The sequence below is a fragment of the Bradyrhizobium sp. Tv2a-2 genome (assembly GCF_000472425.1).
Classification (GTDB): domain Bacteria; phylum Pseudomonadota; class Alphaproteobacteria; order Rhizobiales; family Xanthobacteraceae; genus Bradyrhizobium.
Genome location: NZ_AXAI01000013.1, coordinates 65,015 through 88,612, shown reverse-complemented (window position 1 = coordinate 88,612; position 23,598 = coordinate 65,015). Strand labels below are relative to the sequence as shown.

Genomic DNA, 23,598 nt, shown 5'->3' with positions numbered 1-23,598 from the left:
TGCAACAACACGGCTTGCCGACCTTCGAGAGGCGCTTTCCTCTCGACGAGCCGGTAGCTGGGGCATCCCAGCCAAGTATTTGGTCAGCCCCTTTGCGCGTTGTCCGGACCGACAATGTCCGCGTCAAATATACACTTGATGTGTAGTAGAAGTATCGAATTTTTCGCCGTATGATTGTTTGATGAGCTTCTTGGATTGGCCCACAGAGGAGGTGCTTCCGAGCCGGCGTTCTCAGCAACATCGTCGACGCGTGTTATCGGACCTGTTCGAGAAATTCCGTCGCGCATTTCCCGAAGTGACCTATGAATTGCTTTGGGAGTCGCCAACGATCAATGCCCAGGCTTGGCGGCTTGGGTCGGTGCAGTTCGTGCGGGTTTATGGAGGTTTGGTCCGACACTCGGCGATCACAAAATACGGACTGGCGTTGATGCTGGCGCACGAGACGGGGCACCATTTGGGAGGACTACCACGCGACCCGGCTATGCCGTGGATGACTTGGCAAGGTCAGGCAGACTATTGGGCCGCCAGCGTCGCAATGCCGAGAATTTGGGGGCCACGGGCATCTGGGGCGACGTTAAGAGCGGCTCGGGAGATCTTGAAATTGCATAGGATGCTGGAGAGCCAATTCGACGATGACGAACCGGATTTGTCTCCAGTTTGCCGATACTCTATTTTCCGTTCAGGAGCACTCGGCCTGGACATGCCAAGCTGCGCGCTAGAGGCTTTCGCATTAATTTCGCACGACAGTCGTTCATCGGAATAGATTCTTCTGTACTTGGAAGAAAGATTTTCAAACCTAACGATTGATGGAGGCGACCATGGGCGGGCTTATTAACACTAAGGGCACGCAGCGACTTGCAGAGTGGTTCAACACGACTTTCGACGACAGCGCGACGGGGCTTTCGTTTGCGCGAACTGTGACAAACGGTTCTGACACTCTCTTGCAAGCGTTCAAGAAACCTGGAAACAGCCTGTTAGATATATCGGACGCCTTCATCGCGCAGCAGCAGCATGCCGGAGGAGCGTGGCCTGTTGGCGGGAACGACGTACTTTATCCCAGTGCGACCATGCAGATCACCAGCGTCCTTCCGGGGGGCACCAACGTGCTTCGGTTTACACTTCCCGCGGGCATAGCTGCCCGTCCAACCTTTATCGCCGCCGGCTCTGCTGTCAGTTGCACGATCAAGACGGGAAGAAAGAAGATGCTACGTGGCACTACGGTCAACACGGTAACCGCCCCGACGGGCCCCGGCGGCACCTTCGATGTGACATTGTCCAATAATACGACCGCTGTTGCCAATGACTATGTGAGTTTCGCCGTGGGAAGCCATCAACAGCTGATCAGACGCTGGCGCTGGTACCTTAAGAACGACCTCCGAGCAGAGAATGACGCGACAATAAAGCAAGCAATATTCTCGGCTCTTGCAGACACGGATTTCAAAAAAATCACCTTTCAGGCAATCGAGGATACGCAACAAAAGGTGATAACTAACACCGAGACGCGGCTTGGCGCCGACTTGGAATTTGACGACGCATACCACCTGCACGTCGTATTGATGACGCAGCCGACGACTGCTCCGGATCCGCTCGACCCGCAGTAGCAATCAAATTGCTTTCGCTGCGCACGCTGTAAAAGGGCGAGATCTCTTTCTCGCCCTAATGAGTGCTGTTGCCTGGATCGACTGATGGGCGCTTGTTCACTTAGAGCATTTCCCGTTCTGATTGAATCAGAGCCGGAGCTCTAGATTCTCGTTTTGACGCGTTTTCTTCACGCGAACCGGTCCCCACTTCGCTCGAAAACACTCTAATTCGGGCGCGACGAGGGGAAGAAGAATTTGGCCAAACGGACTTCGACGCCGATGTTCTCCCTGAACCCGCCGGTCGCCTGGAAATCGTGAAACACGTCACCGGCTATGGTAAAATCCTTAGCCAGCGGGATTTGAAATTGGAAATGGCCCCTCAAGAAGTCGTCCCGGCTGATCGCCACGTTCGGTTGAGGTATCGCGACCGGCAGTCCGGCGACGAAAAATCTGCCGTTTGTGCCTATCTGCTCGCCTCCCCAAGACTTCTCTATGCCAACGGCGGCAAAAAGAAACGTGCTCGGATTATAGCGCAGGAAGGCCTTGACATCGTATGACGGCCGTTGCGTCAACGTCTCGTATGTCAGCACTCCGGAGAGCGGGGCGCCAGGCGGATTGACCACCTCGAGAGGACTGTCGCCGTCGGTATGGAACGATGCGTTGGCGATCAGATCAAAAAAGAAGCCATTCAGACTTGACGAAATCTTTCCAAGTCCCTCGGTGTAGCCGAACTGGGGGGTGTCGGTGAACTGCCGCGGCGTGGAGACATTGACCGCACTGCGGTTGTCAAAGTCGCGTCCCCACGGCAGCCAGAAAAAATTGGTGAAGCCGAACCAGCGCTGCAGCTTCGCGTCGGAGATCAAGAAATAGGTCAGGTGAACCACGGGGTCCACCAGTCCTCCGGCCACTTGGTTGTTAGTGCCTGGGATGTTCACGTCCGTCAATGTCGCAAGTGGCAAGTCCGCCTCGATCACCAAGGGACGGTTCGCAAACTCGGCGAAATAGGTCACGCGCGTGAACTCCACCCAAGTATTGGCGTGCGAGTCCGGCAGCGCGCGTCCGGTGGGGTCAACGAAGGCATCGGCACGAGAATAGCTCGCATATTGGAACGCAATGAAAGTCCCGATCGGAAGCGACCCGCCCTGGTAATCTCCCGCATATGTTCTTGGGTCATTGTCGGAGCCCGCGATGGCGGGTGAATAACCTCCGATGAGGCTGCCGAGCACCGCGGCCGCTCCAGTCAAAACGACGCTCCACCAGGATTTCGCTGACATCTCCTCTCTCCTCGCGGTTCGTAGGACCGAGGCCGGATTCCCACTACCTCCACGTGAATCGCATCGACCCACGAGAGGCTATTCCCGCCGGAGACGAATGCTGTGATCAAATGGCAACATATCGAATTAATTGTCGTGAGCCGTGCGCAGCGCGTATGCCAGGAGGTGCTCGCGAAAGATCGCGTGCGGACGAGTCTTTGACCGTTGCTGGCCGCGACTACTGCGATGCTCTCGTTGTTAGCTGCGACGGCGAACGGCGAATAGACTCGCATCGTGTCACCGTCGCGCAACAGCAGACACCGATCAATGCGAGCGCCGCATTGCCGCCAGAGCGCACCCACATTTCAGCCCTCAACAGCAACGAGCTTGGCGGAAGGGAAAATGCTCGGCCCGGTTTTCCCCGATCACGCACCCGGGTCTCGTCTCTTTTGCCGCTGCCTCAAGGAGCCGACTATGGCCAAAAGCATTCTTGTTGGTCTTGCTGTCCTCACTCTCGCGAGTTCCGCCGCTTTGGCGGCGACGGATAAGACTACTCATCATCGCCATGTAGCGAAGCAAGCTGCCGCTGCGCCGGCTGCCGCTGCGCCAGCTGCCGCCGCGCCGGCGGCTCCGGCTCCGGTCGCGGGTGCGTTTCCAAGCTTCTTCGGTGTGAGCGCCGCCGACCACGAGATGTATATCAAAAATCAGCAAGACTCCGGTCTTGCCAGCGGGCGGTAGGGTCGCCACGCCGGCCGGTACATAGAGCCGCAGTGAAACGGCCGCCCGACCGGCGGCCCGTCAGGTATGGCATCAACGATCGTCGAAGGCGCGAGATCATCGAGATGTCGACGCCGTAGGACAGGGCGATCTATGCCAACGTCTCCCCATGGGCCCGCGACCCGTCAGCGGACGCGGGACCGGCCTCCTTCGCCTTGGCGATGCGCTCCATCGACGCTCCTTGCGGATGTCTAACGAGTCGTCCTGTTGACACCGTTATCCGAGCCACCGACCAGGCCACCTGTAGGGCCGTACCAGCCGCCTGAAGGGGTGCCCACAGTGCCGCCGTACGGCCCACCGCCCATGCCGACCGTACCTTGGGTTCTGGCGCCCGACCTGTACGCATATCGCGGATTGATGCCGCAACCAGCGTTTGTGCCGGAAGCGGTGGCCCTGCACTGGGCAAAGGTTCTGAACTGGCAGTTGCCGGGATAGCCCCAGCCTGCCCCTTGCAGGCAATAGCGCGCCGCCGAGGCGGGCGACGTTGATGCGGTCAGAGTGAGAGCGGAAGTAACTGCGAGAGCCGTAATGACGAGAATGCGTCGCATGGGGGCCTCCTTTCGCTAGTTTTCCGCAACACTGAACGCCGCCCCTGCCTTGGCGTTCCTCGTTACGCGGGCTTGTCCCGATATCGTGAACAGCAAAAGCCCGCCACCCGGGCCTCGTCCCTTTTCAGCGTAGCTGATGCCGTCGGCGCAGCTCTTCGCCATCTTCGCCAAGGCCTCACCAATGCCGCGAGCTTGAGCGCTTCTTTGCGTCGGTAACTCAGCGAACAGACTCGCATATGTCGCCGTCGCGCAACGGTAGGCACCGATCAATGCGAGCGCCGCATTGCCGCCAGAGCACACCCACATTTCAGCCGCTAACAGCAACGATTTGTTGCGAGCTCCCCTCTCCCGCGTTCGTCGCAAACCATCCCCTCGGGCTGGCGGCATGCGCCGCAGACTGCATTTACGATGATGATTCTGGTTGTGTTTTCGATCCTCGCGATTGCTGCCGGTAGCTTGGTGGTCAGACTCGTCGAGAGGCGCCGCGATGTACTTTACGGCCCCTATGTCAGGAGAGAGCCGCGGCATTAAGCGGCCGCGTCAGTGGCCGGCTAGACGTGGCCGCGTGCCTGGAATGCGGACGTCGCCGGTGCTCGCGCCAGAGCGCAATGTCGCACCCACGGAACCACCCGAACCTCGCCGCGTTTCCACCTAGCGCAGCGCGCCCACTCGCGATACGGGCGCTCTCGCGCGGTCGCCGGGCGCGGCGGGCCATTGGTTCGGCCAAGGCCAGGCAGCGCCCGACACCGCCTGACCGGGGCGCCGGCTGGCAGGCGCCGAAGTCGAGGCGTCGGACGGGGGATGCCAAACTTTCGTTTTTCGCAGGCGTCCATGCAGTCCGCCGCCCGAATCCGACCCCCTGGAGGACGGAGGACAACATCATGCATACCTTGAGATGGGCCTTCGGATGCGCATTCGCCGGAGCCTTGATGGCTAGCAACGTCGCTGCGCTGCATGCGGCACCATTGCCGACCAACGTGGCAGTCATGAAATCGATGGTCGCGGTCGCGGACAGTTCGATTCGGGTCCGGTGGGGATACTGGGGAGGCTGGCGTCATCGAGGTTGGTGGCTCGCTCGCTCGTGGGAGTGGACCCAGGAACCCGCAGCCTCCGCCTTCGGATACTACAGACCCTACTACTACGGATACCACTGGCGGCGCTGGCGCTACTGGTAAAGCGGGCATCGCCATCACAGTCGCCAATCGCCGCGGCCATTGTCCTGCTCGCGGCCATCCTGCTGTTCGACCGCCCGTTCGACGACGGCGCGGCACAAGCCGGCCGGCTTGGCTGGCGGCTTTGCGTAGGCCGCGGTTTGGCTGGTGATCGCCGTGACGGCGGTGAATGTCATCTCCTCGTTGCTGAAGTGCGGCTTCGGTGCCTGTGCCGATAATCCGACTGTCTACGAACCGCTCAAGCAGGCAGCTTAAGGTCGTTTCGCGCTAGTCAAGCCACGCCGCAGTGTGGGTCGCGTTGCCAGCGCTTGGCCCAACCTGGAGATGCGCGTACTCGACTGGGCCGCATCCTTTCATTTGCCGCCCGCGACTCTTTTGCTGACCACGACCCGCGCGGCGAGGATTTGCAACGCCGGCGTTGCCGACGCCGAGCGGGCGCCGCGCCCACCTCGATCGACGGCACCTGGATCGGACAGGCGCCGATCCTGCGATCGATGCCAAGCGTGTCGTTGCCGGTGCGGGCGGTGCCGCGGATATCCGCAAGGCTCGTGGCTGAAGGGCTGGCCAACGGCAGGCTGAATACCCCTCATTCTAAAGCTGCAATACTTGCACTTCCACCGGACGACGGTCTGGCCATTATTGAATGCCGGTTTGCGGAGGTGGCGGATGATCTTCGGGAAGACGATCGGACTTGGCCAGCATAGGGCTATCAGCTTCGTCTTTGCTGCGGCCTTTGTCCTGTGCCCGACACGGGTGCTCGCGCAGGAGCCTATCAAGCTCGGCGTTCTCTCCGATATGTCCTCGCTGTATGCGGACAATGGTGGCCAGGGCTCCGTTGTCGCAGCACAGATGGCGGTCGATGATTTCGGAGGCGAGGTGCTGGGACGGAAGGTCGAGATCTTGGTGGCCGACCACCAGAACAAGGCGGACGTAGGATCAGCGATCGTCAGGCGGTGGCTCGACCATGAAAATGTCCAGGCCATTTTAGACGTGCCCAACTCGGCGGTTGCTTTGGCTGTCCAGGCCATCACGCGCGAGAAGAAGAAAATCTTCCTGGCGACCGGTGCCGCGACGTCTCGTCTGACAGGCGACGAATGCTCGGCGACCGGTATCCACTGGACCTACGACACCTATGCGCTGTCGCAAGGAACGACGAAGGCAATTTCGCGGCTGGGTGCGAAGAAGTGGTTCTTTGTTTCGGCTGACTATTCCCTCGGCTCCCAACTGGAGGCGGATAGTCGCAAGGTCATCGATGCGACCGGCGGCCGCGTGGCCGGCGCGGTGAAGCATCCGACCAACACACCGGATTTTTCCTCGTTCCTGCTGCAGGCGCAGTCTTCCAACGCGGACGTCATCGCGCTGGCGAACGCAGGGGGTGATTTCATCAATGCGGTCAAGCAGGCAGGCGAGTTTGGAATTACCCGGAAGCAGCAGCTTGTCGGGCTGATCGTGTTCATTGCCGATATCCACAGCCTCGGTCTGCAGAGCGCACAAGGTCTGCTGCTCAGTTCTGCATTCTATTGGGACCTCAACGAGGATACGCGTGCCTGGGCCAAGCGCTTTATCGAGAAGACGCAAAAGGTCCCGACCATGATCCACGCGGGGACCTATGGTGCGGTTATGCACTACCTCAAGGCGGTCGGATCCGCGGGTACGCCCGACGGGCCGACCGTGGCGGCGAAAATGCGCGAGATGCCGGTCAACGACTTCATGACGAGTGACGGCAGGATACGCGAGGACGGCCGGCTCGTCAGGGACATGTATCTGTTCCGGGTCAAGTCGCCCGAGGAGTCAAAATATAAATTCGACTATTACAAGCTGCTGGCGACCATCCCCGGAAATGAAGCATTTCGACCGATGGAGGAGGGGGAATGTCCGTTACTCAAGAAGTGAATGCGGCACCCGATCCGGTTGATCGATTCCATCATGACACGATCGACAACATCATTGCAGGCCGCTTCGCCTGTCGTGACTTCTCCGATCGAGCGGTTTCGAGAGGCACGATCGAAGAGATATTGCGCGTTGCGCGGTTCGCGCCGAGCGGCGCCAACATTCAGCCGTGGCACGTGCACGTACTGGCCGGAGCGGTCAAGACGAGGGTGTCGGCGGCTCTCCTGAAAGCGCACCGCGAAGCCCGCGGTGAGCATGTTTCCGAATACAAATACTACGCGGCAGAACTGCCTAAACCTTATTTCGGTCGTCGCCGCGAGTTCGGAGCCCTCTTCTACGGCTCGCTTGGTATCGCACAAGAGGACATGGAGGCACGAGCCAGCCAGACGGCCAGGAACTATTTGTTTTTTGGCGCACCGGTTGGGCTGATCGTCACGATCGACCGGCGGCTCGAGATCGGAAGTTGGCTGGATCTCGGCATGTTCGTGCAGAACGTGATGCTCGCGGCCGCCGGGCGCGGCCTGCAATCCTGTCCGCAGGAGACATTTGCGAAATACCACAGGATTTTGCGCCCGCTGCTGTCGATACCAAAAGAGCAAATGGTGGTCTGCGGGGTTTCGATCGGATTCGCGAAGAGTGCACCCGAGGGGCGATTGATGCCGCGAGCCGGGGTTGAGGAGTTCGCATCGTTCGTCGGATTCGAATGAAAAAGCCGGAAACGCGCGGGTTTCCCGACTAACGCCCGGTCGCGGCGAGCCACTTGCAACCGGAGGGGCGTCGGGCGCTTAATAGTCCGACGCCGTTTTTGTTTCCGACGGGTTGCGAGGTTTCGGATGGCGAAAGCATTCAAGGTCGGCGATCACGTGAGCTGGAATTCGGAGGCCGGCCGGGTGCGCGGTACGATTCTGCGCGTCCACACCAGCGACCTGAACTACAAGGGCTATGTCCATCATGCGAGCGCGGACGAGCCGCAATACGAGATCAAGAGCGACAAGACTGACCATGTCGCCCTGCACAAAGGGCGAGCGTTGCGGCATCTGTCGCGCTGAGCTCCGTCGATGACGCATCCGTTCTACACCATCGGCCACGGCACCCGACCACTTGCGGAGTTCATCGAGCTCCTGCAGAGCGTCGAGGTGACGCTATTGGTCGATGTCCGCACCGTGCCGCGCTCGCGCACCAATCCGCAATATAACCGCGATGTCATGCCGGCATCGCTTGCGCCGTCCGGGATCGTTTATGAGCACATCGCCGCGCTTGGCGGTCTGCGCAGCCGCGACCGAAACGTGCCGCTCTCCGTCAACGCGTTCTGGCAGAACGACAGCTTCCACAATTATGCCGACTACGCCATGAGCGCCGTATTTCGTGAGGGGCTTAAGCATTTGCGCGAGCGCGGGCACACGCAGACCTGCGCCATCATGTGTGCGGAGACGGTGTGGTGGCGCTGTCATCGCCGGATCATCACCGACTATCTGCTGGCGTCCGGCGACAGCGTGCTCCATGTGCTCGGCCCAGGCCATATCGAGGCCGCCGCGATGACCGAGGCGGCACGACTGCAGGCCGACGGCTCACTGGTCTATCCCGCGGGACAGGGCGACCTGTTCGATCGAGCGCCCTGAGGACGGCATCCCGCCCAAAGCGCCGGTAAACTTAGGGGTGCGACGCTTTCACCCAGTCACGCCATGTGGAAATGTGTCACAGGCAGGTGTTTAGCTCGCGTCGCGGCGCACCGCTTCTTTTGGGGGAAACGTCATGAACAAAGCCCGGCTTCTGAACGGAGCGATTCTGTTCGCAATTGCAGCAATGCTCTTGTCCGCTACGACCGCCAGTGCGGAAATGATCAAGTTGAAGGCCGATCTGAAGGGAAGCAGTGAGGTGCCACCCAACAACAGCCCGGCCTCGGGCACGGCGGAGGCCACTTTCGACACGACCAGCAAGCTCCTGACCTACACCATCACCTACAAGGACCTGTCGGGGCCGGCGCTCGGCGCGCATTTCCACGGCCCCATCGAAGCCGGCAAGAATGCCGGCATCGTGCTTCCGTTCAAGACCGTGCAAAGCCCGATTCAAGGCAACGCCACGCTGACTGATGAGCAGGCGGCGGATCTGCTGGCGGGCAAATGGTACGCCAACATCCATACCGGAGCGAACCCCGGCGGCGAGCTGCGCGGTCAGATGATGAAGTAGCGGAGAAGGCTACGCCACCATCGCCGCGTCGAGTGCGGCGCGGATGTCCGACTTCGCCTGCTGGACTTCCACGAGCTCGGCGAACTTGGCGATCGGCAGCGGCGGCGAGACCAGGTAGCCCTGGCCTTCCTCGACGCCGCAGCTGCACAGCGCCTGCACCTGGTCCGCGGTCTCGATGCCTTCGGCGATCACCGTCATGGCGAGGTCCTTGGCAAGGCGGACCAGCATCTCGACGATTGACGTCGTCGAGCCGTCGCGGGTGATGGTGTCGACGAAGAATTTGTCGATCTTCATGGTGGTCGCGCCGAGCACCTTGAGCTGAGACAGCCCGCTATGGCCGACGCCGACATCGTCGATCGCGACGCGGAAGCCGAGATCGCGCAACTCCCGCACCACCTCGGCGGCGCGCGCGATGTCGTCCAGCTTGTCCCGCTCGGTGATCTCGAGCACGATCTGCCGCGTCGCGACTTTTGCCGAGGCGACGACGCGCCGCAAGGTCGGTACGAAATCCGCATCCAGGAGATGGCTCGGCACGATATTCACCGAGAGCTTGAATTCCTTGCGCTCGCGCAACAGCGCGTTCAGGTCTTTCAGCGCCTGGTTCAGGATCTGCCAGGTCATCGGGCGGATGCGTCCGGTGGATTCGGCAAGCGGAATGAAGTTCATCGGCGGCACCACCGATCCGTCGTCGCGGATCCAGCGCGCCAGCACCTCGCAGCCGAGAATGGCGCCGCTCTTCAAGTGAAAGGTCGGCTGGTAATAGGGCTTGAACTGCTCGCGGACCAGGGCGCGGTCAAGCTCGGCGAGCGGCCCTTCGACGCGGCGCGTGCGGATCAGTACCAGTCCGAAGACGAGGCCGAGCAGCGCCGCGAGCAGCATTGCGGGCCAATAGAGCTGCCCGTTCCAGCGGGCCAGTGCGGCACGATCGACACTGATCATCGCCAGCAGGGGATAGCGGGCGGAGCTCCTCACAAAATCGATCGGATGCACCACCGCGATCTCGTCGAGCGAGAACTCGCCGAGTGCCTGGCCGTTTGTCAGCTTCAGCGTGACGGTGCTGTGCGCCCGCAGCTCGGCCGGCATGATATCGAACAGGTAGGAGTTGATGCCGAGGATGGCGACCAGCGAGCGGCTGTCGCCGCGATCGCGCATGACGCCGAGCGCATCAGCGCCGAACTGCTCGACCCGAAACAGGAGCAGGCTGCTGTCGCGCGAAGGCAGCATGTCGGAGCGGCCGACCCAGCCTTTGTCGAATTCAAGCGTCTCCGAATAGGCCGAGCAGATCACCGAGCCATCGGAATTGGCCAGGCGCACGTCCTTGACGCCGGGACGCTGGTAGACCCGCAGTCGAAAGGCCTGCAGCGCTGCGGGCTCACAGTCGATATTGCCGGCCTTGACGATCTCATCCATGCTGGCGGAGCCGGAATCAACTGCGACCTCCGAGCGGCGCAGGACGACGTCGGTCAGCTCGCCGAGCTGCCGCATCTGCTGGCTCTGGATCAGTGCCTTGGCGGCAAAATGGCCGCCGGCGCAGAACGCGGCAAGGCTCGCAGCCACGATCGCGACTGACGGCAGGCTCCATCGCCAGGTCTTCCATGACCAGGTTTTCATGGGTGGTCGGCTGGTTAATCGAAAATTAAACCCAGCTTAACCGCGAGTTTCTAAGATTCCGTTTAGCAACCCGGCGATCCCGCGGCCGGATCAGGGCCGCTGCCGCATCGTGCGGAAGGTGATGGACCAGCGCCGCTGGTCCACGCCCGGAATGGAGTGCTCCCAGGCTTGGCGGGCCTCGCCGTCCATCAGGTAGAGCGAGCGAGGCTCGGCCTGTAGCGTGAAGCGCTCCCATTTGTCGCCCATGCGGCGGCGAAAGCGGAACTTGCACGGTGAGCCCAGCGACAGGCCGAACACTTTATCGAAATGCGGCTTGTCGCGATGCCAGCCGATGCCGACGCCGACATCATATTCGGTGCACAGCACCTGCCGCACGCTGCCGTCGGGCAATTGGCCGAAGCCTTCGACCGCGCGCGCGATCGTCTGCAGCCAGTCCGGAATCGGTTCCGACTCAAGCATCCGCTGCACCGCGTAGTCATAACGAAAGCCGAACGACTTGACCTGCCGATGGCCTTCGAACGCGCCGAACTGAAACGGCTTCAGGGGCAGCTCCGCGACATGCGCGATCAGTTCGCGCTCGGCTTCAGGGGAGATGAAGTCCGGCGCGTAGTGCAGGCCGCTCGGACCGGCCTCGGTGTCGTCGAATAGTGCGAGCTGGGTAGACAAAACAAATCTGCGGCTTGTCGTGAATGCGGCCTTTATATAGGCGCGCCATGCCGCTTCGGTAGGGCCGCTTCGATCAGACCCTCCTTTCTGCGATGCCCGTGCGCGCCTCACGCCGGCCCCGCGTCGGGACGCAGCCGTCGTCGCTCGGCGAGATAGAAGGCCGCGATGACCGCCGCCAATATTCCGGCTGCAGCCGCGACCCCAAGGGCCCAGCGCGGGCCGAACTGGTCGGCCACCCATCCGACGATCGGCGCACCGATCGGGGTGCCGCCGAGCGCAATCGCGAGCAGAATGGCGATGACCCGGCCGCGCATTTCGGGATCGGTCGACAGTTGTGTCAGGCTGTTGGTCGACGTGGTGAAAGTCTGAGCGGAGACGCCGACCGTAAACAGGATCAGCCCGAAGACGATGTAGAATGGCGCGAATGCGGCAGCCGCGCAGGTGACGCCAAACATCGCAGCAGCGAATGCGAGCAAGGGGATGCCGGGCCTCGCGCGCCCCGCGGCAAGCAGGGCGCCCGTGACGGAGCCCGCCGCCATCATCGAGGTCAACAGGCCGAACTGACCGGCACCGACATGGAACACGCTGACCGACATGGTCGAGATGAAGATCGGAAAATTGAGCCCGAAGGTGCCTACCAAGAAAAGCATCGACAGGATGACTCTGAGGTCCGGCCGCCCCAGCACATAGCGAAAGCCTTCCGTGAGTCCGCCGCGGGAAGCCGCCCTTCGGCGGGATGCCGCACTGTCGAGGCGCAGCATCGCTAGAGACACGAGCACCGCGACAAAGGACGCCGCATTGATCAGGAACACATAGCCCGAGCCAACGGCGGCGATGACCAGGCCCGCCATCGCGGGCCCCACCATGCGCGCGGCGTTGAAGGTGGTGGAGTTCAGCCCGACCGCATTGGTGAGCAGCGCGGGCTCGACGAGCTGGGTGACGAAGGTCTGCCGCGCCGGCGAGTCGAAAGCGGCGGCGCATCCCAATAGAAACGCGAAGACATAGACGTGCCATAGCTGTACGAGCCCCGTAACGACCAGAACGCCGAGGCCGAGCGCGAACAGCCCCATGGCAGCCTGGGTGCAGAACAACAGCTTGCGCCGGTCGAGATGATCGGCAGCATAACCCGTGAGCGGCAGCAGCAGGATTTGCGGGCCGAACTGCAGTCCCATCACGATGCCGACCGCGGTCGCATTGTGGTGCGTCAGCTCGGTCAGCACGATCCAGTCCTGCGCGGTGCGCTGCATCCAGCTGCCGATATTGGAAATGAGCGCGCCGGCGGCCCAGATCCGGTAATTCCTGTTCGACAGCGAGAGAAAGATGCGGCGCAACGCGCTTATCCTTTCAGCGGCGTGTTGCCGCCGTTGAAGCGCCCGAACTGGCCCGCAAGGAACAGGCCGCCGAGCAGCATGCCCAGGCCGAGCGCGACGGCGTCCTCCGTCGCGCGCAGGTCGAAATCGCCGACGCGCCAGATCAACAGATAGGCGATGACCAGATTGAAGAAGCCCCACGCTACGTTCAAACGCGAGGAGGACAGGCCTTCCCCGCGCGGCTTGGCGAACGGGCTCTGAAACGGCCGACCCATGGTGCCGCTGACGAAATGCGGCACGGCGTTGGTCAGCACGAGGCCGCCGGCGAAATAAGCGAGATCATGCAACCATGGCATTGAGGGGGGTCCTTGTTGTGCCGCGGCCTACGTGCGAGTCTGCGCGTTGATCAGATTGAGCAGCTCGCTTGTCGTGCCGGTCTCGCTCATTTTCGGAAAGATGCGCGTCACGCTGTTGTCGTGTGCGGCTGGGTCCATGTCGGTCATCGCATCGACGGCGAGCGCGACATTGAAACCAAGCTCATGCGCCTGGCGAGCCGTGGATTCGACCCCGGCCGAGGTCGCGACACCGGTGCGACGACCTGTGTAACGCCGCGCCCACGCAAGTATTGCTCGAGACCGGTCTTGGTGAAGGCCCCCCAGGTCCGCTTGGTGACGGTGTGATCGTTTGCCTGGCGGTTCAGCTCCGGCAGGAGTTCGGTCCAATCAGCCGGCATTCCGGTGGTCGAAAACGAGCGCTCGCTGCGGCCCGGTGCGCGGGCGTCGACATTGACGAGCACGACGGGAAGCGTGCGGCGGCGGAAGGCATCGAGCAGAGCGACGGTGTTGCCGACGACATCCTTCATGGGATGCGCGGTCGGCAGTCCCGCGATGCCCTTCTGGAGATCGACGACCACGAGTGCCGTGGTGGGGTCGAGCGTGCTGATCGCCATGGGATGGTCTCCTTTACTCGGTGTCGACAATGCGGTTGAGCAGGCCGAGCGCGGCCTTGAGCTGCGCCTGTTCCTGCGCGGTCAGCTTCGAGGTGATGGCGCGCAGCAGCCATTCATGACGCGCCGCGCGCCCGGTGCGGATCATCGTTTCGCACCTTGGCGTCAGCGACAGGATGGTCTGGCGGCCGTCATTCGGGTCCGGCGCGCCCTTGACGAGCCCCATCTCTTCCAGGCTTGCGACCGTGGCGCCCATGGATTGCGGGCGGACGCCTTCGAGCCGCGCCAGACCGCTCACCGTCGTGGGGCCGGCGCGGTCGAGTCGCGACAAAACGGCTATTTGTGATGGCGTGAGGTCACCGGCGGACGCCTGCGCACGCAGCTTGCGCTTGAGCTTGCCGAACAAGTCGGCGAGTTCGTCCGCAAGAGCCGCTGGCGCCGGGGCGTCAGGTTCCGCCTTCCGTTTGGTCATGCCGCGACCATGCCAGTTATGAAGTTAAACTTCAAAGATAAACTGTGTAGCTAGACTTCATATCAAGCAAAGTTGATGGCGCTGCCCCCGACCCTCGGTGGATTGCTTTCGGGATATCAAGGTGTGACCGCAGCCGCTGCTTGGCCCCGATGGTCTTGGCTCGAGAAGGATCTGTATTGCCGCTACTTCGGCATCTCGTAGGTGCAGTTCGCCCCGCTGCCGTCGTTCTGCTTGATCGCTTGCGGATCGAGGGTGCAGTTCAATTTGGCGACGCTCTCGAAGATCTTGCCGGCTGCGCCGTCGGAGGGCACGCCGGCCATCGCTTCCGTCGAATAGAGCTCATTGGCGGCGCGGCCGTTGATGGTCTTGGTCTTGGTGCCGAAGGTCAGGTCGCACGAGCGGGCAGTGATGTCGACATTGCCGGCGCGGCAGACGATCTTGTCGGCGGTGACTGCGATCTTCTTCTTGTAGGAAATATTGCTGCTGCCGGCGAACAGCTCGTCGACGGCCTTCCGCTCGGCCGAGGTCAGCAAGGGCGAGGCGGCCGCGACCACGCCGGCGAGAGCGAGCGCCGCCGAACCGCCGATGGTTTCGGCCGAGGCCTCGGAGACGCCAAGGGCCATCGCCAGCACCAGAGCCGTCGACATCGTATGCTTCATGCTTTCCATTCTCGTTCTTTCCTTGCCGTTCGTCTCGATATCCCGCCAGATCCTGGGACGAAAACAAGCCGGCGATCGCGTTCGACTGCCGGGCCGCAAGGCCGGCCAGCGAAGGACACAGTCGGACGCAATCCGGCCCTGCGGTCAAGACCCTTGCGCTTCGTGGCAGGGGAGAGCACTCTTTCGCACGCGGCGCGGAAGAGGCCGCCAAAACAAGCTGCGCAGCAGCGGATGTCGAAGCGCTCGCAAGTTTGCGCGACGAGGAAACGGTCGAGGATACGTTGATGCCAGTGACCCGCATCGACTGCGACATTCACCCCGCGGTGGGTGGAACGCGTACGACGCTGCTGCCCTATCTCGACGATCACTGGAAAGAGCAGGTGGTCAGTCGCGCCATCGATGGGCTCGACCTCAACTCCTACCCGCCGACCATGCCGTTGTCGGGACGGCCGGACTGGCGTCCCGACAGCGGCAAGCCCGGCAGCGACCTCGGCATGGTGCAGCGCGGCGCGTTCGAACAACTCGGTGCGAGCCACGCAATCTGCAACGTGCTCTATGGCGCGCAGGCCGTGTACGATCCCTATATGGCGTCCGCCTTCTGCAAGGCGATCAATGACTGGATGGCGGCCGAATGGCTGTCACGCGATTCGCGACTGCGTGCGTCGATCGTGGTGCCGCTGCAGGCGCCGGAGCTTGCGGTCGAGGAAATCGAGCGCCGCGCCGGCGACCCGCGCTTCGTTTCCATCCTGGTGCTGGCTCAGGGCGAGATGTTGCTCGGCCGCCGGCATTACTGGCCGGTGCTGAAGGCTGCCGAGAAGCACAGGCTGCCGCTGGCGATCCATGCCGGCAGCGCCTATCGCTTCGCCCCGAGTTCGATCGGCTGGCCCTCGCATCGCTATGAATATTATTTCGTCGAGGCGCAGGCGTTCCAGGCGCAACTGTTGAGCCTGATCTATGAAGGCGCGTTCGGCAAATTCCCCGGCCTCAAGGTCGTGCTGATGGAATCGGGCGTGAGCTGGCTGCCCGCGTTCATGTGGCGCGCCAACAAGACCTGGCGCGGCGTACGGGTCGAGGTGCCCTGGGTCGAGCGCGAGCCGGCCGCGATCATCCGCGACCATGTCCGCGTCACCATGCAGCCTTTCGATGCGCCTGACGATGCCACCAGCGTCGAGGACATCATCGACCAGATCGGCTCGGACAAGATGTTCCTGTTCGCCTCCGACTATCCGCACTGGCAGTTCGACGGCGATGATCCGATCCCGCCGCATCTGCCGGCGCATATCGTCGACAAGATGTGCGCGGAGAATCCGCTCGAGACTTTTCCGCGGCTGAAACTCGCCGCCTGACATTCTCTTCAAGGAGGATCGCATGAGTGAAGTCCTCGACCGTCCGCTCGATCAGCAGGATGCCTCTCACCAGACGCGCCTGCGCATCATCGATTGCGACATCCATCCAAGCCTGCATTCGCGCAGCGATTTGAATCCGTACCTCGCAAAGCGCTGGCAGGAGCATATGAAAACCTACGGCGATCATCTGCGCACGCCCTATATCGGCACCACGCCCTATCCGCGCTCCTCGCCGCTGATCGCGCGGCGCGACGCCTGGCCGCCGACCGGTGGCCCGCCGGGCTCCGATCTTGCCTTCATGCGCAAGCAGCATCTCGATCCGCTCGATGTGGAGTTCGGGCTGTTGCAGGTGCTCGATCTCTTCATCTTCTCGCAGCAGAACCTCGAATTCGGCGCCGCGATCCAGCGTGCGGTCAATGAATGGCAGCTCGGGCATTGGTGTAGCCGAGAGCCGCGGTTGAAGGCGGCCATTCTTGTCGGCCAGGATGACACGGTTGCCGCGGTCGAGGAGATCGATCGCTGCGCCAAGACCGGCCAATATGTGCAGATCAACATCTGCCCGCGCGCCAACGAGCCGCTCGGCCGCCGCCGCTACTGGCCGATCTATGAACGCGCGCAGGCGCTCGACCTGCCGCTCGGCATTCATGTCGGCGGTTACGGCGGGCATGCGCCGACCGGCGGCGGCTGGCCGTCCTATTATTGCGAGGAGCATCAGTCCAACGCGCACACCATGGCGGCACAGCTCGCCAGCCTCGTCATCGAGGGCATCCCCGAGCGCTTCCCGAAACTGAAGATCGTCTTCATCGAAGGCGGCTTCGGCTGGATCGCATCCGCGATGTGGCGCATGGACCAGCATTTCGCGCGCTTCCGCAGCGAGGTGCCGCATCTCAAGCGCAAGCCGTCGGAATATGTGCGCGAGCATTTCTGGTTCACCACGCAACCGATCGACGAGCCGGACGACGCAAGGCACCTGCGCCAGCTGATCGAATGGATCGGCGTCGATCGCCTGCTGTTCTCGTCGGACTACCCGCACTGGGATTTCGACGATCCGCGCTTCGCCTTCAAGACTCCGCTGAGCGAAGAGGAACGCCGCCAGATCTTCAACGCCAATGCGCGTGCGCTGTATAAATTATAATGCAGGCGAAGGTTGTGTGGGAGCTCTATCCGCGCACACTTCCACCTCTCCCCAGCGGGGAGAGGTCGGATTGCGCAGCAATCCGGGTAAGGGGCCGCAGCCCTATCGCGAGATCTAAACCCCTCACCCGGATCGCATCTTGCGATGCGATCCGACCTCTCCCTTTGGGAGAGGTGAACAATCCGACTCAAGCTGATCTCAGGACACGATAGTTCATGGCTCGTCACATCGTCGCTCGCACCACTGAAATCCCTGATGGCCGCAACAAGGTGGTCGAGATCGACGGCCGCGACATCGTGGTGTTTCATGTCAATGGGGCGTTCTTTGCGCTGCTCAACCGCTGCCCGCATGAGGGCGCGCCGCTCGACAAGGCCGCCTGCGTGGCCCGGCTGACCTCGCCGGAGCCCGGCGTCTACCAGCGCTCCCGGGTCGGCGAACTGCTGCGCTGCCCGTGGCACGGCTGGGAGTTCGACATGCGCAACGGCCAGTCCTGGTTCGATCCCAAGCGCGTCAAGGTGCGGTCCTATCCGGTCGCGGTGGAAAGCGGCGAGGAGCTTGCCAAGGGCCCCTATGTCGCCGAGACCTTCCCGGTGCATGTCGAGGATTCTTATGTGATCGTTGAGGCATAGGTCTTTGTCGTTCCGACCTGCGCCGGGACGACAGCGGGGCTGAACGCCGCAGCCTTACGTCCCCTTCACAAACGCCGCGAACTTCTCCGCATAATCCGGATGCCAGCGCGACAGCGCGGGGCGGTTCTCGACGATATCGCCGGCGGCCCAGAGTATGCGGCGCTCGTCGAGCGGGCGCGGCACGTCGTTGTCCGGGCAGAGGATGTAGAAATCGTCGGCATCGAGCCTCTCAATCATGAAATCCACGGTCTGCTCCGGCGTCCAGGCGGCGGCCGGTTTCTCCTGCCGGCCCTTCGCGGTCAGGCCGGTGAAGACAAAGCCGGGGATCAAAAGATGCGCGGTGATCTGGCAGCCTTGCGTGTTGCGCAGCTCATGGGCCAGCGCCTCGGTGAACGCCTTCACGCCGGCCTTGGAGACGTTGTAGGCGGGATCGCCGGGAGGCGTGGTGATACCCTGCTTGGAGCCGGTGTTGATGATGAGCCCCGGCTTACCGCGCGCAATCATGTTGGATGCAAAGATTTGCGTGCCGTGAATGATGCCCCACAGATTGACGGCGAGGATGCGCTGCCAGTTGTCGAGCGGGCCGAACATCTCGCTGCTGGGCTGGATGCCGGCATTGTTCATCAGCACGTCGACGCCGCCGAAGCGATTGCGCACGGTGGCCTCGAGTTCCCTGACGCTGGCGGGATCGGCGACGTCGGTCGCGACTGCCATGATGTTGCCACTGCCACGAGGCGCGGCAGATGACAATTTTGTTTCAGCTTCGACCAACTTGTCGCCGCCGATATCTGCAATGCAGACCTTCATGCCAAGCCGCGCAAAACGGTGAGCCGCCGCAAAGCCGATGCCGGAGGCACCGCCTGTGATCACCGCAACATGATCGGGAGCGAGGACAGGATGTGGCATGCGAAGTCTCCAATGAGCTGAACCATCGAGCTGGTTTGCGCGGCACGCACACCACCTGTGCCGCCGCATGGGAGGTCTTCGCATGATGCGCCAGCCCACCCGCTTTACGCCATAGCACCGCCGCGGTAGATTTTCACCTTCCGGCGGTCGAGCCAAGCGATCAATATCAACAACATCGAGGGAGAGAGACCATGGCCGTATCTCAGGCTGTTCCGATCACGCGCCATCCCTTTGCGGATGGTTCCTACAAGAAGATGCTGATCGACGGCAAATGGATCGACGCCGCTTCCGGCAAGACATTCGAGACCTTCAATCCCGCGACCGGCGAATTGCTTGCAACCGTTGCCGAGGGTGACGCAGAGGACATCAACCGCGCCGTCGCCGCCGCCCGCCGCGCCTTCGAGGGCCCCTGGAGCAAGGTCAAGCCATTCGAGCGGCAGGCCCTGCTGTTGAAGCTCGCCGATCTCGTCGAGAAGAATTTCGAGGAGCTGTCGCAGCTCGACACGCTCGACATGGGCGCGCCCATCAGCCGCACCCGCGGCAACAAGCTGCGCGTGCTCGGCATGCTGCGTTACTATGCGGGCCAGGCCACCGCGCTGCACGGCGAGACCATCGAGAATTCACTGCCCGGCGAGATATTCTCCTACACGCTGAAGGAGCCGGTCGGCGTGGTCGGCGCCATCATTCCGTGGAACGGTCCGCTGGCCGCAACAGTGTGGAAGATCGGCCCCGCGATCGCGACCGGCTGCACCGTGGTGCTCAAGCCGGCCGAGGAAGCGCCGCTCACCTCGCTTCGGCTCGCCGAGCTTGCGATGGAAGCCGGCGTGCCGCCGGGCGTGGTCAACGTGGTGCCGGGCTACGGCGAGACCGCGGGTGCGGCGCTGGCGTCGCATCCCGATGTCGACAAGGTCGCCTTCACCGGCTCGCATGTCACCGGGCAGTCCATCATCCGCGCCTCGGCCGGCAATCTGAAGCGCGTCTCGCTCGAGCTTGGCGGCAAGTCGCCGGACATCGTGTTTGCCGATGCGGATCTTGAAGCCGCGGTGCCCGGTGCGGCGATGGCGGTGTTCGCCAATTCCGGCCAGATCTGCAGCGCCGGCACGCGGCTGTTTGTCGAAGCAAAAGTCTATGACGAGTTCGTCGGCCGTGTCGCCGAGTTCGGCCGCAAGCTGCAGGTCGGCAACGGCCTCGATCCGAACACGCAGATCGGGCCCTTGGTCTCCGAACAGCAGCTCGAGCGCGTCACCGGCTATCTCGCCATCGGCCAGAAGGAGGGTGCCAAGGCGCTCGCCGGCGGCGGGCGGGTGACCGAAGGCCCGCTCGCCAAGGGCTATTTCGTGCAGCCCACGGTGTTTGCCAATGTGCAGGACAACATGCGGATCGCGCAGGAGGAGATATTTGGTCCCGTGATCTCGGCGATCAAGTTCACCGATATGGACGAGCTGATCCGCCGTGCGAACGCGACCACTTTTGGTCTCGGCAGCGGCGTCTGGACGCGCGATGTCTCCAAGGCGGTCCACGTCTCGAAATCGCTGCGCGCCGGCTCGGTCTGGGTCAATTGCTACCAGGCGATGGACCCCGCGGTGCCGTTCGGTGGCTACAAGATGAGCGGCTATGGCCGCGAGTCCGGCAAGCAGCACGTCGAGGAATATCTCAATGTCAAGGCCGTCTGGATCAAGACGGCCTAGGCTTACCTCGCCCCCGCACTTGCGGGGAGAGGTCGACGCGAAGCGTCACGCCGTACAACCGCGCGACGTTCTATGGCGGGGAGGGGGCAGGTTATACGGATTATCCCGTTTATGACGAACTCGCGCCGGCGTAGTGTTACGTCATTGCGAGCGAAGCGAAGCAATCCAGGGCCGTGCAGGGGCTCTGGATTGCTCGTCGCTTCGCTCCTCGCAATGACGGAGACGCAAGTGACCAAACCCACCGCATCAGCCGGCATCGCAAAAGCCCAATGCCTGTGCGGCGCGGTTGCCTTCGAGATCGACGTGCCGGCGCGCTGGGCCTGGCATGATCATTCTCCCACCAGCCGCCGCGCCCACGGTGCCGCCTATGCGACCTATGTCGGCAGCTGGCGCAAGCGTTTCCGCATCACCAAGGGCAAGGGCGCGATCACGCGTTATGAGGACACCGACGGCACCGCGCGCAGTTTCTGCTCGCGCTGCGGCACGCCGCTGATCTACGAACGCGCCCGCTCACCGCACATGGTCAACCTGCCGCGCGCGCTGTTCACCGGCCGCACCGGGCGGCAGCCGCTCTATCACATCGGAATCGAAGAGCTGCAGGAATGGGCCTATACCGGCGAGCCGCTGGTGCCACTGAAGGGTTACCCGGGCGTGGTCTGGCAACGCACCAAGAAGAAGCGGCGCTCGGCGGGCGATGATCCGTTCGAGCTTGCCCGGGAGGAGGTCTGACCTGGACACAGGCCGCCATGCAGGCGAGCCATGCCCCCCTTCCATTGCCCTGGCCGATCAAGTTTGGTGATGTGCTCCAGCCGCGGCAACAGTCGGGCCAGGAGGAACCATGAAAAATCGGATCACCGGCCGCTCGGCCTTTCTCGCTCTGCTCAAGGACGAGGGCATCACCCATCTGTTCGGTAATCCCGGCACCACCGAGCTGCCGATCATGCATGCGCTGAAGGACCATCCCGACCTCACCTATGTAATGGCGATGCAGGAGAGCCTGGTGGTCGCGATCGCCGACGGATATAGCCGCGCCTCCGGCAAGCTCGTCGCCTGCAATGTCCATGTCGCGCCGGGGCTCGGGAACGCGATGGGCTCGCTCTACAACGCCCAGTTCACGGGCACGCCGATGATCCTCACCGCCGGCCAGCAAGAGCAAGGCCACGGACTGATGGAGCCTCTCTTGTATGGTCCGCTGGTGCGCATGGCCGAGCCCCTGGTGAAATGGGCGGTCGAGGTTACGCGGCTGGAAGACTTGCCGCGTATCGTGCGGCGCGCGGCGAAGATCGCGACCACCCCGCCAACCGGACCGGTGTTCATCTCGCTGCCCGGCGACATCCTCAATTCCGAAGCCGGCATCGAGCTTGGCCGCACGACCCGCGTCGATGCGCGCGTTCGCCCGTCGGACGAGGCCGTGCAGGCGCTGGCGCAACGTATTCTGAGAGCGCAGCGGCCGGTCATCATTGCGGGTGACGAGATCGTCAAGAGCGACGCGCTCAAGGAAGCCGCCGAGCTTGCCGAGACGCTCGGCTGTCCCGCCTATCAGCAATCCGCGCCCTATGGCGCGCATTTTCTCTCGGAGAGTCCATGCTTCATGGGAGCATTGTCGCGGTCGCAGCCGCAGGTGCGCGAAGTGCTGTCGCCTTACGACCTCTTGATCGTGCTTGGCGCCGATCCCTTGCGCATGTCCGTGCATAGCGAGGTCGAGCCGTTGCCCGACGGCCTGTCGATCGCGCAGATCGGACTTGTCGATTGGGATCTCGCCAAGAACTTTGGCGCAGAGATCGCGCTGAAGGCCGACGTGAAGGAGACGCTGAAGGCGCTGGTGCCGGCGCTGAAGGCGGCCGGCGGCAGCGCGCTTGAAGCGCGGGCGCAAAAGGGAATTTCCGAGCTCGCGCCGAAGAACTGGAGCACCAGGCGCAAGGCGGTGGTGGAGCAGATCGGCAAGGCGGCGAGGAAGTCGCCGATCGATCCCGATTACCTGGCGCTGCAGGTCGTCGAGGCGATGCCCGACAATGCGATCCTGGTCGACGAAGGCCTCACCTCGGCGCGGCAAATTCTCAATCTGCGGCCGCATCGCGATCGCTACGGCTATCATGCGCTGGCTTCAGGCGGCATCGGCTGGGGCGTGCCGGCTTCCGTTGGTGTCAGCCTTGCGAACCCCGATCGTCCGGTCGTCTGCTATTCCGGCGACGGCAGCGCGATGTATTCGATCCAGGCGCTGTGGACGGCGGCGCATCACAAGCTGCCGTTGTCGGTCGTGATCGTCAACAATGGCGGCTATCGCATCATCAAGCAGCGGCTGCTGTCGTTCCATGGCGATAGCAACTATGTCGGCATGGATTTCATGGATCCGCCTGTGGATTTTGCCGGCATCGGCAAGGCGCTGGGGCTGGAGGCGATAAGGATCACCGATCCGGCCGAGTTGAAGGCGCAGCTCACGTCGGCGTTCAAGCGGCCGGGCGCGAAGCTGATTGAAGTCGTGGTGGATGGGAGTGTGTGAGGCTCGTCATTCCGGGGCGATCTATCGCAATTAAGCGTTTTCAGCAACTTAGGACTGTCACATCTGCGGAAAACCTCTCGCGGATTTTGCCAGCAATGTAATCTCCTCACAGCAGGACAATTCCGCCAACTACCTCGCCGCTCCTTCTCCGGATTCGCTGCTCCAATAATTGCCGCATCCAGCGCCGCCAGTATTGGCCGGATGATTGATATCATCACTGCCGATATCTGTTGTTTGCAATTCGCGCACGGGCTTTCCGTGACGCGGTGCGCGGAAGTCCAAGAAACTATAGCGTCCGCCTGCTAGTGTTACTTATCGTGGTG

Annotated in this window: 23 protein-coding genes and 2 pseudogenes; 13 read left to right on the top strand and 12 right to left on the bottom strand. The window is 62.5% G+C overall.

Going from position 1 to position 23,598, the window contains the following annotated elements; all coding sequences use genetic code 11:
- Positions 1-818 precede the first annotated feature (818 nt).
- On the top strand, positions 819-1,601 hold the full coding sequence (locus A3AI_RS0125850; protein WP_156927946.1) for a hypothetical protein: 783 nt from the start codon (positions 819-821) through the stop codon (positions 1,599-1,601).
- A gap of 203 nt (positions 1,602-1,804) precedes the next feature.
- Here A3AI_RS0125850 and A3AI_RS0125845 read toward each other — a convergent pair whose 3' ends face one another.
- Complete coding sequence (locus A3AI_RS0125845) at positions 1,805-2,854, bottom strand: hypothetical protein (protein WP_024518370.1); 1,050 nt, start codon at positions 2,852-2,854, stop codon at positions 1,805-1,807.
- A gap of 453 nt (positions 2,855-3,307) precedes the next feature.
- On the opposite strand from A3AI_RS0125845, the gene A3AI_RS0125840 reads away from it, so the two are divergent.
- A complete protein-coding gene (locus A3AI_RS0125840) occupies positions 3,308-3,571 on the top strand; it encodes a hypothetical protein (protein WP_156927945.1) in 264 nt (87 codons plus the stop codon).
- A 353-nt stretch (positions 3,572-3,924) separates the two neighbouring features.
- Here A3AI_RS0125840 and A3AI_RS46420 read toward each other — a convergent pair.
- A pseudogene (locus A3AI_RS46420) lies at positions 3,925-4,158 on the bottom strand (DUF3551 domain-containing protein); the annotation flags it as partial.
- A 1,189-nt stretch (positions 4,159-5,347) separates the two neighbouring features.
- Positions 5,348-5,506: a hypothetical protein gene (locus A3AI_RS47920; RefSeq protein ID WP_156927944.1), complete on the bottom strand. Its 159-nt coding sequence runs from the start codon at positions 5,504-5,506 to the stop codon at positions 5,348-5,350.
- A 490-nt stretch (positions 5,507-5,996) separates the two neighbouring features.
- Here A3AI_RS47920 and A3AI_RS0125815 point away from each other — a divergent pair, with 490 nt between their 5' ends.
- From A3AI_RS0125815 to A3AI_RS0125795, 5 genes are all read left to right on the top strand, one after another.
- Positions 5,997-7,223, top strand: a complete 1,227-nt coding sequence (locus tag A3AI_RS0125815; protein WP_024518367.1) for an ABC transporter substrate-binding protein — start codon at positions 5,997-5,999, stop codon at positions 7,221-7,223.
- Positions 7,202-7,927: a nitroreductase gene (locus A3AI_RS0125810; RefSeq protein ID WP_036049565.1), complete on the top strand. Its 726-nt coding sequence runs from the start codon at positions 7,202-7,204 to the stop codon at positions 7,925-7,927. The genes A3AI_RS0125815 and A3AI_RS0125810 overlap by 22 nt, the downstream gene beginning before the upstream one ends.
- A 126-nt stretch (positions 7,928-8,053) precedes the next feature.
- Positions 8,054-8,269, top strand: a complete 216-nt coding sequence (locus tag A3AI_RS0125805) for a hypervirulence associated TUDOR domain-containing protein (protein ID WP_024518365.1) — start codon at positions 8,054-8,056, stop codon at positions 8,267-8,269.
- 9 nt (positions 8,270-8,278) lie between these two features.
- Positions 8,279-8,839: a DUF488 domain-containing protein gene (locus A3AI_RS0125800; protein WP_024518364.1), complete on the top strand. Its 561-nt coding sequence runs from the start codon at positions 8,279-8,281 to the stop codon at positions 8,837-8,839.
- Positions 8,840-8,972: 133 nt separating this feature from the next.
- Positions 8,973-9,407, top strand: a complete 435-nt coding sequence (locus A3AI_RS0125795) for a CHRD domain-containing protein (protein ID WP_156927943.1) — start codon at positions 8,973-8,975, stop codon at positions 9,405-9,407.
- Between the two features lie 9 nt (positions 9,408-9,416).
- Here A3AI_RS0125795 and A3AI_RS0125790 read toward each other — a convergent pair whose 3' ends face one another.
- From A3AI_RS0125790 to A3AI_RS0125760, 8 genes and pseudogenes are all read right to left on the bottom strand, one after another.
- Positions 9,417-11,018: an EAL domain-containing protein gene (locus A3AI_RS0125790; protein ID WP_024518362.1), complete on the bottom strand. Its 1,602-nt coding sequence runs from the start codon at positions 11,016-11,018 to the stop codon at positions 9,417-9,419.
- A gap of 90 nt (positions 11,019-11,108) precedes the next feature.
- Complete coding sequence (locus tag A3AI_RS0125785; protein WP_024518361.1) at positions 11,109-11,684, bottom strand: alpha-ketoglutarate-dependent dioxygenase AlkB; 576 nt, start codon at positions 11,682-11,684, stop codon at positions 11,109-11,111.
- A gap of 107 nt (positions 11,685-11,791) precedes the next feature.
- Positions 11,792-13,015, bottom strand: coding sequence for an MFS transporter (locus tag A3AI_RS0125780; RefSeq protein WP_024518360.1), 1,224 nt, complete (start codon positions 13,013-13,015; stop codon positions 11,792-11,794).
- Between the two features lie 5 nt (positions 13,016-13,020).
- On the bottom strand, positions 13,021-13,350 hold the full coding sequence (locus A3AI_RS0125775) for a hypothetical protein (protein WP_024518359.1): 330 nt from the start codon (positions 13,348-13,350) through the stop codon (positions 13,021-13,023).
- 27 nt (positions 13,351-13,377) lie between these two features.
- Positions 13,378-13,716, bottom strand: coding sequence for an isochorismatase family protein (locus A3AI_RS50125; RefSeq protein WP_349509699.1), 339 nt, complete (start codon positions 13,714-13,716; stop codon positions 13,378-13,380).
- Positions 13,647-13,856, bottom strand: a pseudogene (locus A3AI_RS50120) (isochorismatase family protein); the annotation flags it as partial. The gene A3AI_RS50125 and the pseudogene A3AI_RS50120, both read right to left, overlap by 70 nt.
- A gap of 100 nt (positions 13,857-13,956) precedes the next feature.
- Positions 13,957-14,346: a MarR family winged helix-turn-helix transcriptional regulator gene (locus tag A3AI_RS0125765; protein ID WP_349509697.1), complete on the bottom strand. Its 390-nt coding sequence runs from the start codon at positions 14,344-14,346 to the stop codon at positions 13,957-13,959.
- 248 nt (positions 14,347-14,594) lie between these two features.
- Positions 14,595-15,080, bottom strand: coding sequence for a hypothetical protein (locus A3AI_RS0125760; RefSeq protein WP_024518357.1), 486 nt, complete (start codon positions 15,078-15,080; stop codon positions 14,595-14,597).
- Positions 15,081-15,355: 275 nt separating this feature from the next.
- Between A3AI_RS0125760 and A3AI_RS0125755 the strand changes: the two genes are divergently transcribed.
- The 3 genes from A3AI_RS0125755 to A3AI_RS0125745 all read left to right on the top strand — a co-directional run bounded on the left by A3AI_RS0125755 (position 15,356) and on the right by A3AI_RS0125745 (position 18,181).
- On the top strand, positions 15,356-16,417 hold the full coding sequence (locus A3AI_RS0125755; RefSeq protein ID WP_024518356.1) for an amidohydrolase family protein: 1,062 nt from the start codon (positions 15,356-15,358) through the stop codon (positions 16,415-16,417).
- 22 nt (positions 16,418-16,439) lie between these two features.
- The gene (locus A3AI_RS0125750; protein ID WP_024518355.1) at positions 16,440-17,552 is read left to right on the top strand and encodes an amidohydrolase family protein; all 1,113 of its coding nucleotides are present in this window, start codon (positions 16,440-16,442) and stop codon (positions 17,550-17,552) included.
- 215 nt (positions 17,553-17,767) lie between these two features.
- Positions 17,768-18,181 carry a Rieske (2Fe-2S) protein gene (locus A3AI_RS0125745; RefSeq protein ID WP_024518354.1) on the top strand — a complete coding sequence of 138 codons (414 nt, stop codon included), beginning with the start codon at positions 17,768-17,770 and terminating at the stop codon, positions 18,179-18,181.
- Positions 18,182-18,235: 54 nt separating this feature from the next.
- On the opposite strand, the gene A3AI_RS0125740 is transcribed toward A3AI_RS0125745, so the two are convergent.
- Positions 18,236-19,087, bottom strand: a complete 852-nt coding sequence (locus A3AI_RS0125740) for an SDR family NAD(P)-dependent oxidoreductase (protein ID WP_024518353.1) — start codon at positions 19,085-19,087, stop codon at positions 18,236-18,238.
- Between the two features lie 191 nt (positions 19,088-19,278).
- On the opposite strand from A3AI_RS0125740, the gene A3AI_RS0125735 reads away from it, so the two are divergent.
- From A3AI_RS0125735 to A3AI_RS0125725, 3 genes are all read left to right on the top strand, one after another.
- Positions 19,279-20,775, top strand: a complete 1,497-nt coding sequence (locus tag A3AI_RS0125735; protein WP_024518352.1) for an aldehyde dehydrogenase family protein — start codon at positions 19,279-19,281, stop codon at positions 20,773-20,775.
- Positions 20,776-20,988: 213 nt separating this feature from the next.
- Positions 20,989-21,504 (top strand): GFA family protein, encoded by a 516-nt coding sequence (locus A3AI_RS0125730; protein WP_502685766.1) that lies wholly within the window; start codon positions 20,989-20,991, stop codon positions 21,502-21,504.
- A 109-nt stretch (positions 21,505-21,613) separates the two neighbouring features.
- The gene (locus A3AI_RS0125725; protein ID WP_024518350.1) at positions 21,614-23,275 is read left to right on the top strand and encodes a thiamine pyrophosphate-binding protein; all 1,662 of its coding nucleotides are present in this window, start codon (positions 21,614-21,616) and stop codon (positions 23,273-23,275) included.
- Positions 23,276-23,598: the final 323 nt, after the last annotated feature.

What these genes read in the sequence shown, in the direction of transcription:
- A3AI_RS0125850 (WP_156927946.1), top strand. Translation starts at nt 819, where the DNA reads ATGGGCGGGCTTATTAACACTAAGGGCACGCAGCGACTTGCAGAGTGG.
- A3AI_RS0125845 (WP_024518370.1), bottom strand. Translation starts at nt 2,854, where the DNA reads ATGTCAGCGAAATCCTGGTGGAGCGTCGTTTTGACTGGAGCGGCCGCG.
- A3AI_RS0125840 (WP_156927945.1), top strand. Translation starts at nt 3,308, where the DNA reads ATGGCCAAAAGCATTCTTGTTGGTCTTGCTGTCCTCACTCTCGCGAGT.
- A3AI_RS47920 (WP_156927944.1), bottom strand. Translation starts at nt 5,506, where the DNA reads ATGACATTCACCGCCGTCACGGCGATCACCAGCCAAACCGCGGCCTAC.
- A3AI_RS0125815 (WP_024518367.1), top strand. Translation starts at nt 5,997, where the DNA reads ATGATCTTCGGGAAGACGATCGGACTTGGCCAGCATAGGGCTATCAGC.
- A3AI_RS0125810 (WP_036049565.1), top strand. Translation starts at nt 7,202, where the DNA reads ATGTCCGTTACTCAAGAAGTGAATGCGGCACCCGATCCGGTTGATCGA.
- A3AI_RS0125805 (WP_024518365.1), top strand. Translation starts at nt 8,054, where the DNA reads ATGGCGAAAGCATTCAAGGTCGGCGATCACGTGAGCTGGAATTCGGAG.
- A3AI_RS0125800 (WP_024518364.1), top strand. Translation starts at nt 8,279, where the DNA reads ATGACGCATCCGTTCTACACCATCGGCCACGGCACCCGACCACTTGCG.
- A3AI_RS0125795 (WP_156927943.1), top strand. Translation starts at nt 8,973, where the DNA reads ATGAACAAAGCCCGGCTTCTGAACGGAGCGATTCTGTTCGCAATTGCA.
- A3AI_RS0125790 (WP_024518362.1), bottom strand. Translation starts at nt 11,018, where the DNA reads ATGAAAACCTGGTCATGGAAGACCTGGCGATGGAGCCTGCCGTCAGTC.
- A3AI_RS0125775 (WP_024518359.1), bottom strand. Translation starts at nt 13,350, where the DNA reads ATGCCATGGTTGCATGATCTCGCTTATTTCGCCGGCGGCCTCGTGCTG.
- A3AI_RS0125760 (WP_024518357.1), bottom strand. Translation starts at nt 15,080, where the DNA reads ATGGAAAGCATGAAGCATACGATGTCGACGGCTCTGGTGCTGGCGATG.
- A3AI_RS0125755 (WP_024518356.1), top strand. Translation starts at nt 15,356, where the DNA reads ATGCCAGTGACCCGCATCGACTGCGACATTCACCCCGCGGTGGGTGGA.
- A3AI_RS0125750 (WP_024518355.1), top strand. Translation starts at nt 16,440, where the DNA reads ATGAGTGAAGTCCTCGACCGTCCGCTCGATCAGCAGGATGCCTCTCAC.
- A3AI_RS0125745 (WP_024518354.1), top strand. Translation starts at nt 17,768, where the DNA reads ATGGCTCGTCACATCGTCGCTCGCACCACTGAAATCCCTGATGGCCGC.
- A3AI_RS0125740 (WP_024518353.1), bottom strand. Translation starts at nt 19,087, where the DNA reads ATGCCACATCCTGTCCTCGCTCCCGATCATGTTGCGGTGATCACAGGC.
- A3AI_RS0125735 (WP_024518352.1), top strand. Translation starts at nt 19,279, where the DNA reads ATGGCCGTATCTCAGGCTGTTCCGATCACGCGCCATCCCTTTGCGGAT.
- A3AI_RS0125730 (WP_502685766.1), top strand. Translation starts at nt 20,989, where the DNA reads ATGACGGAGACGCAAGTGACCAAACCCACCGCATCAGCCGGCATCGCA.
- A3AI_RS0125725 (WP_024518350.1), top strand. Translation starts at nt 21,614, where the DNA reads ATGAAAAATCGGATCACCGGCCGCTCGGCCTTTCTCGCTCTGCTCAAG.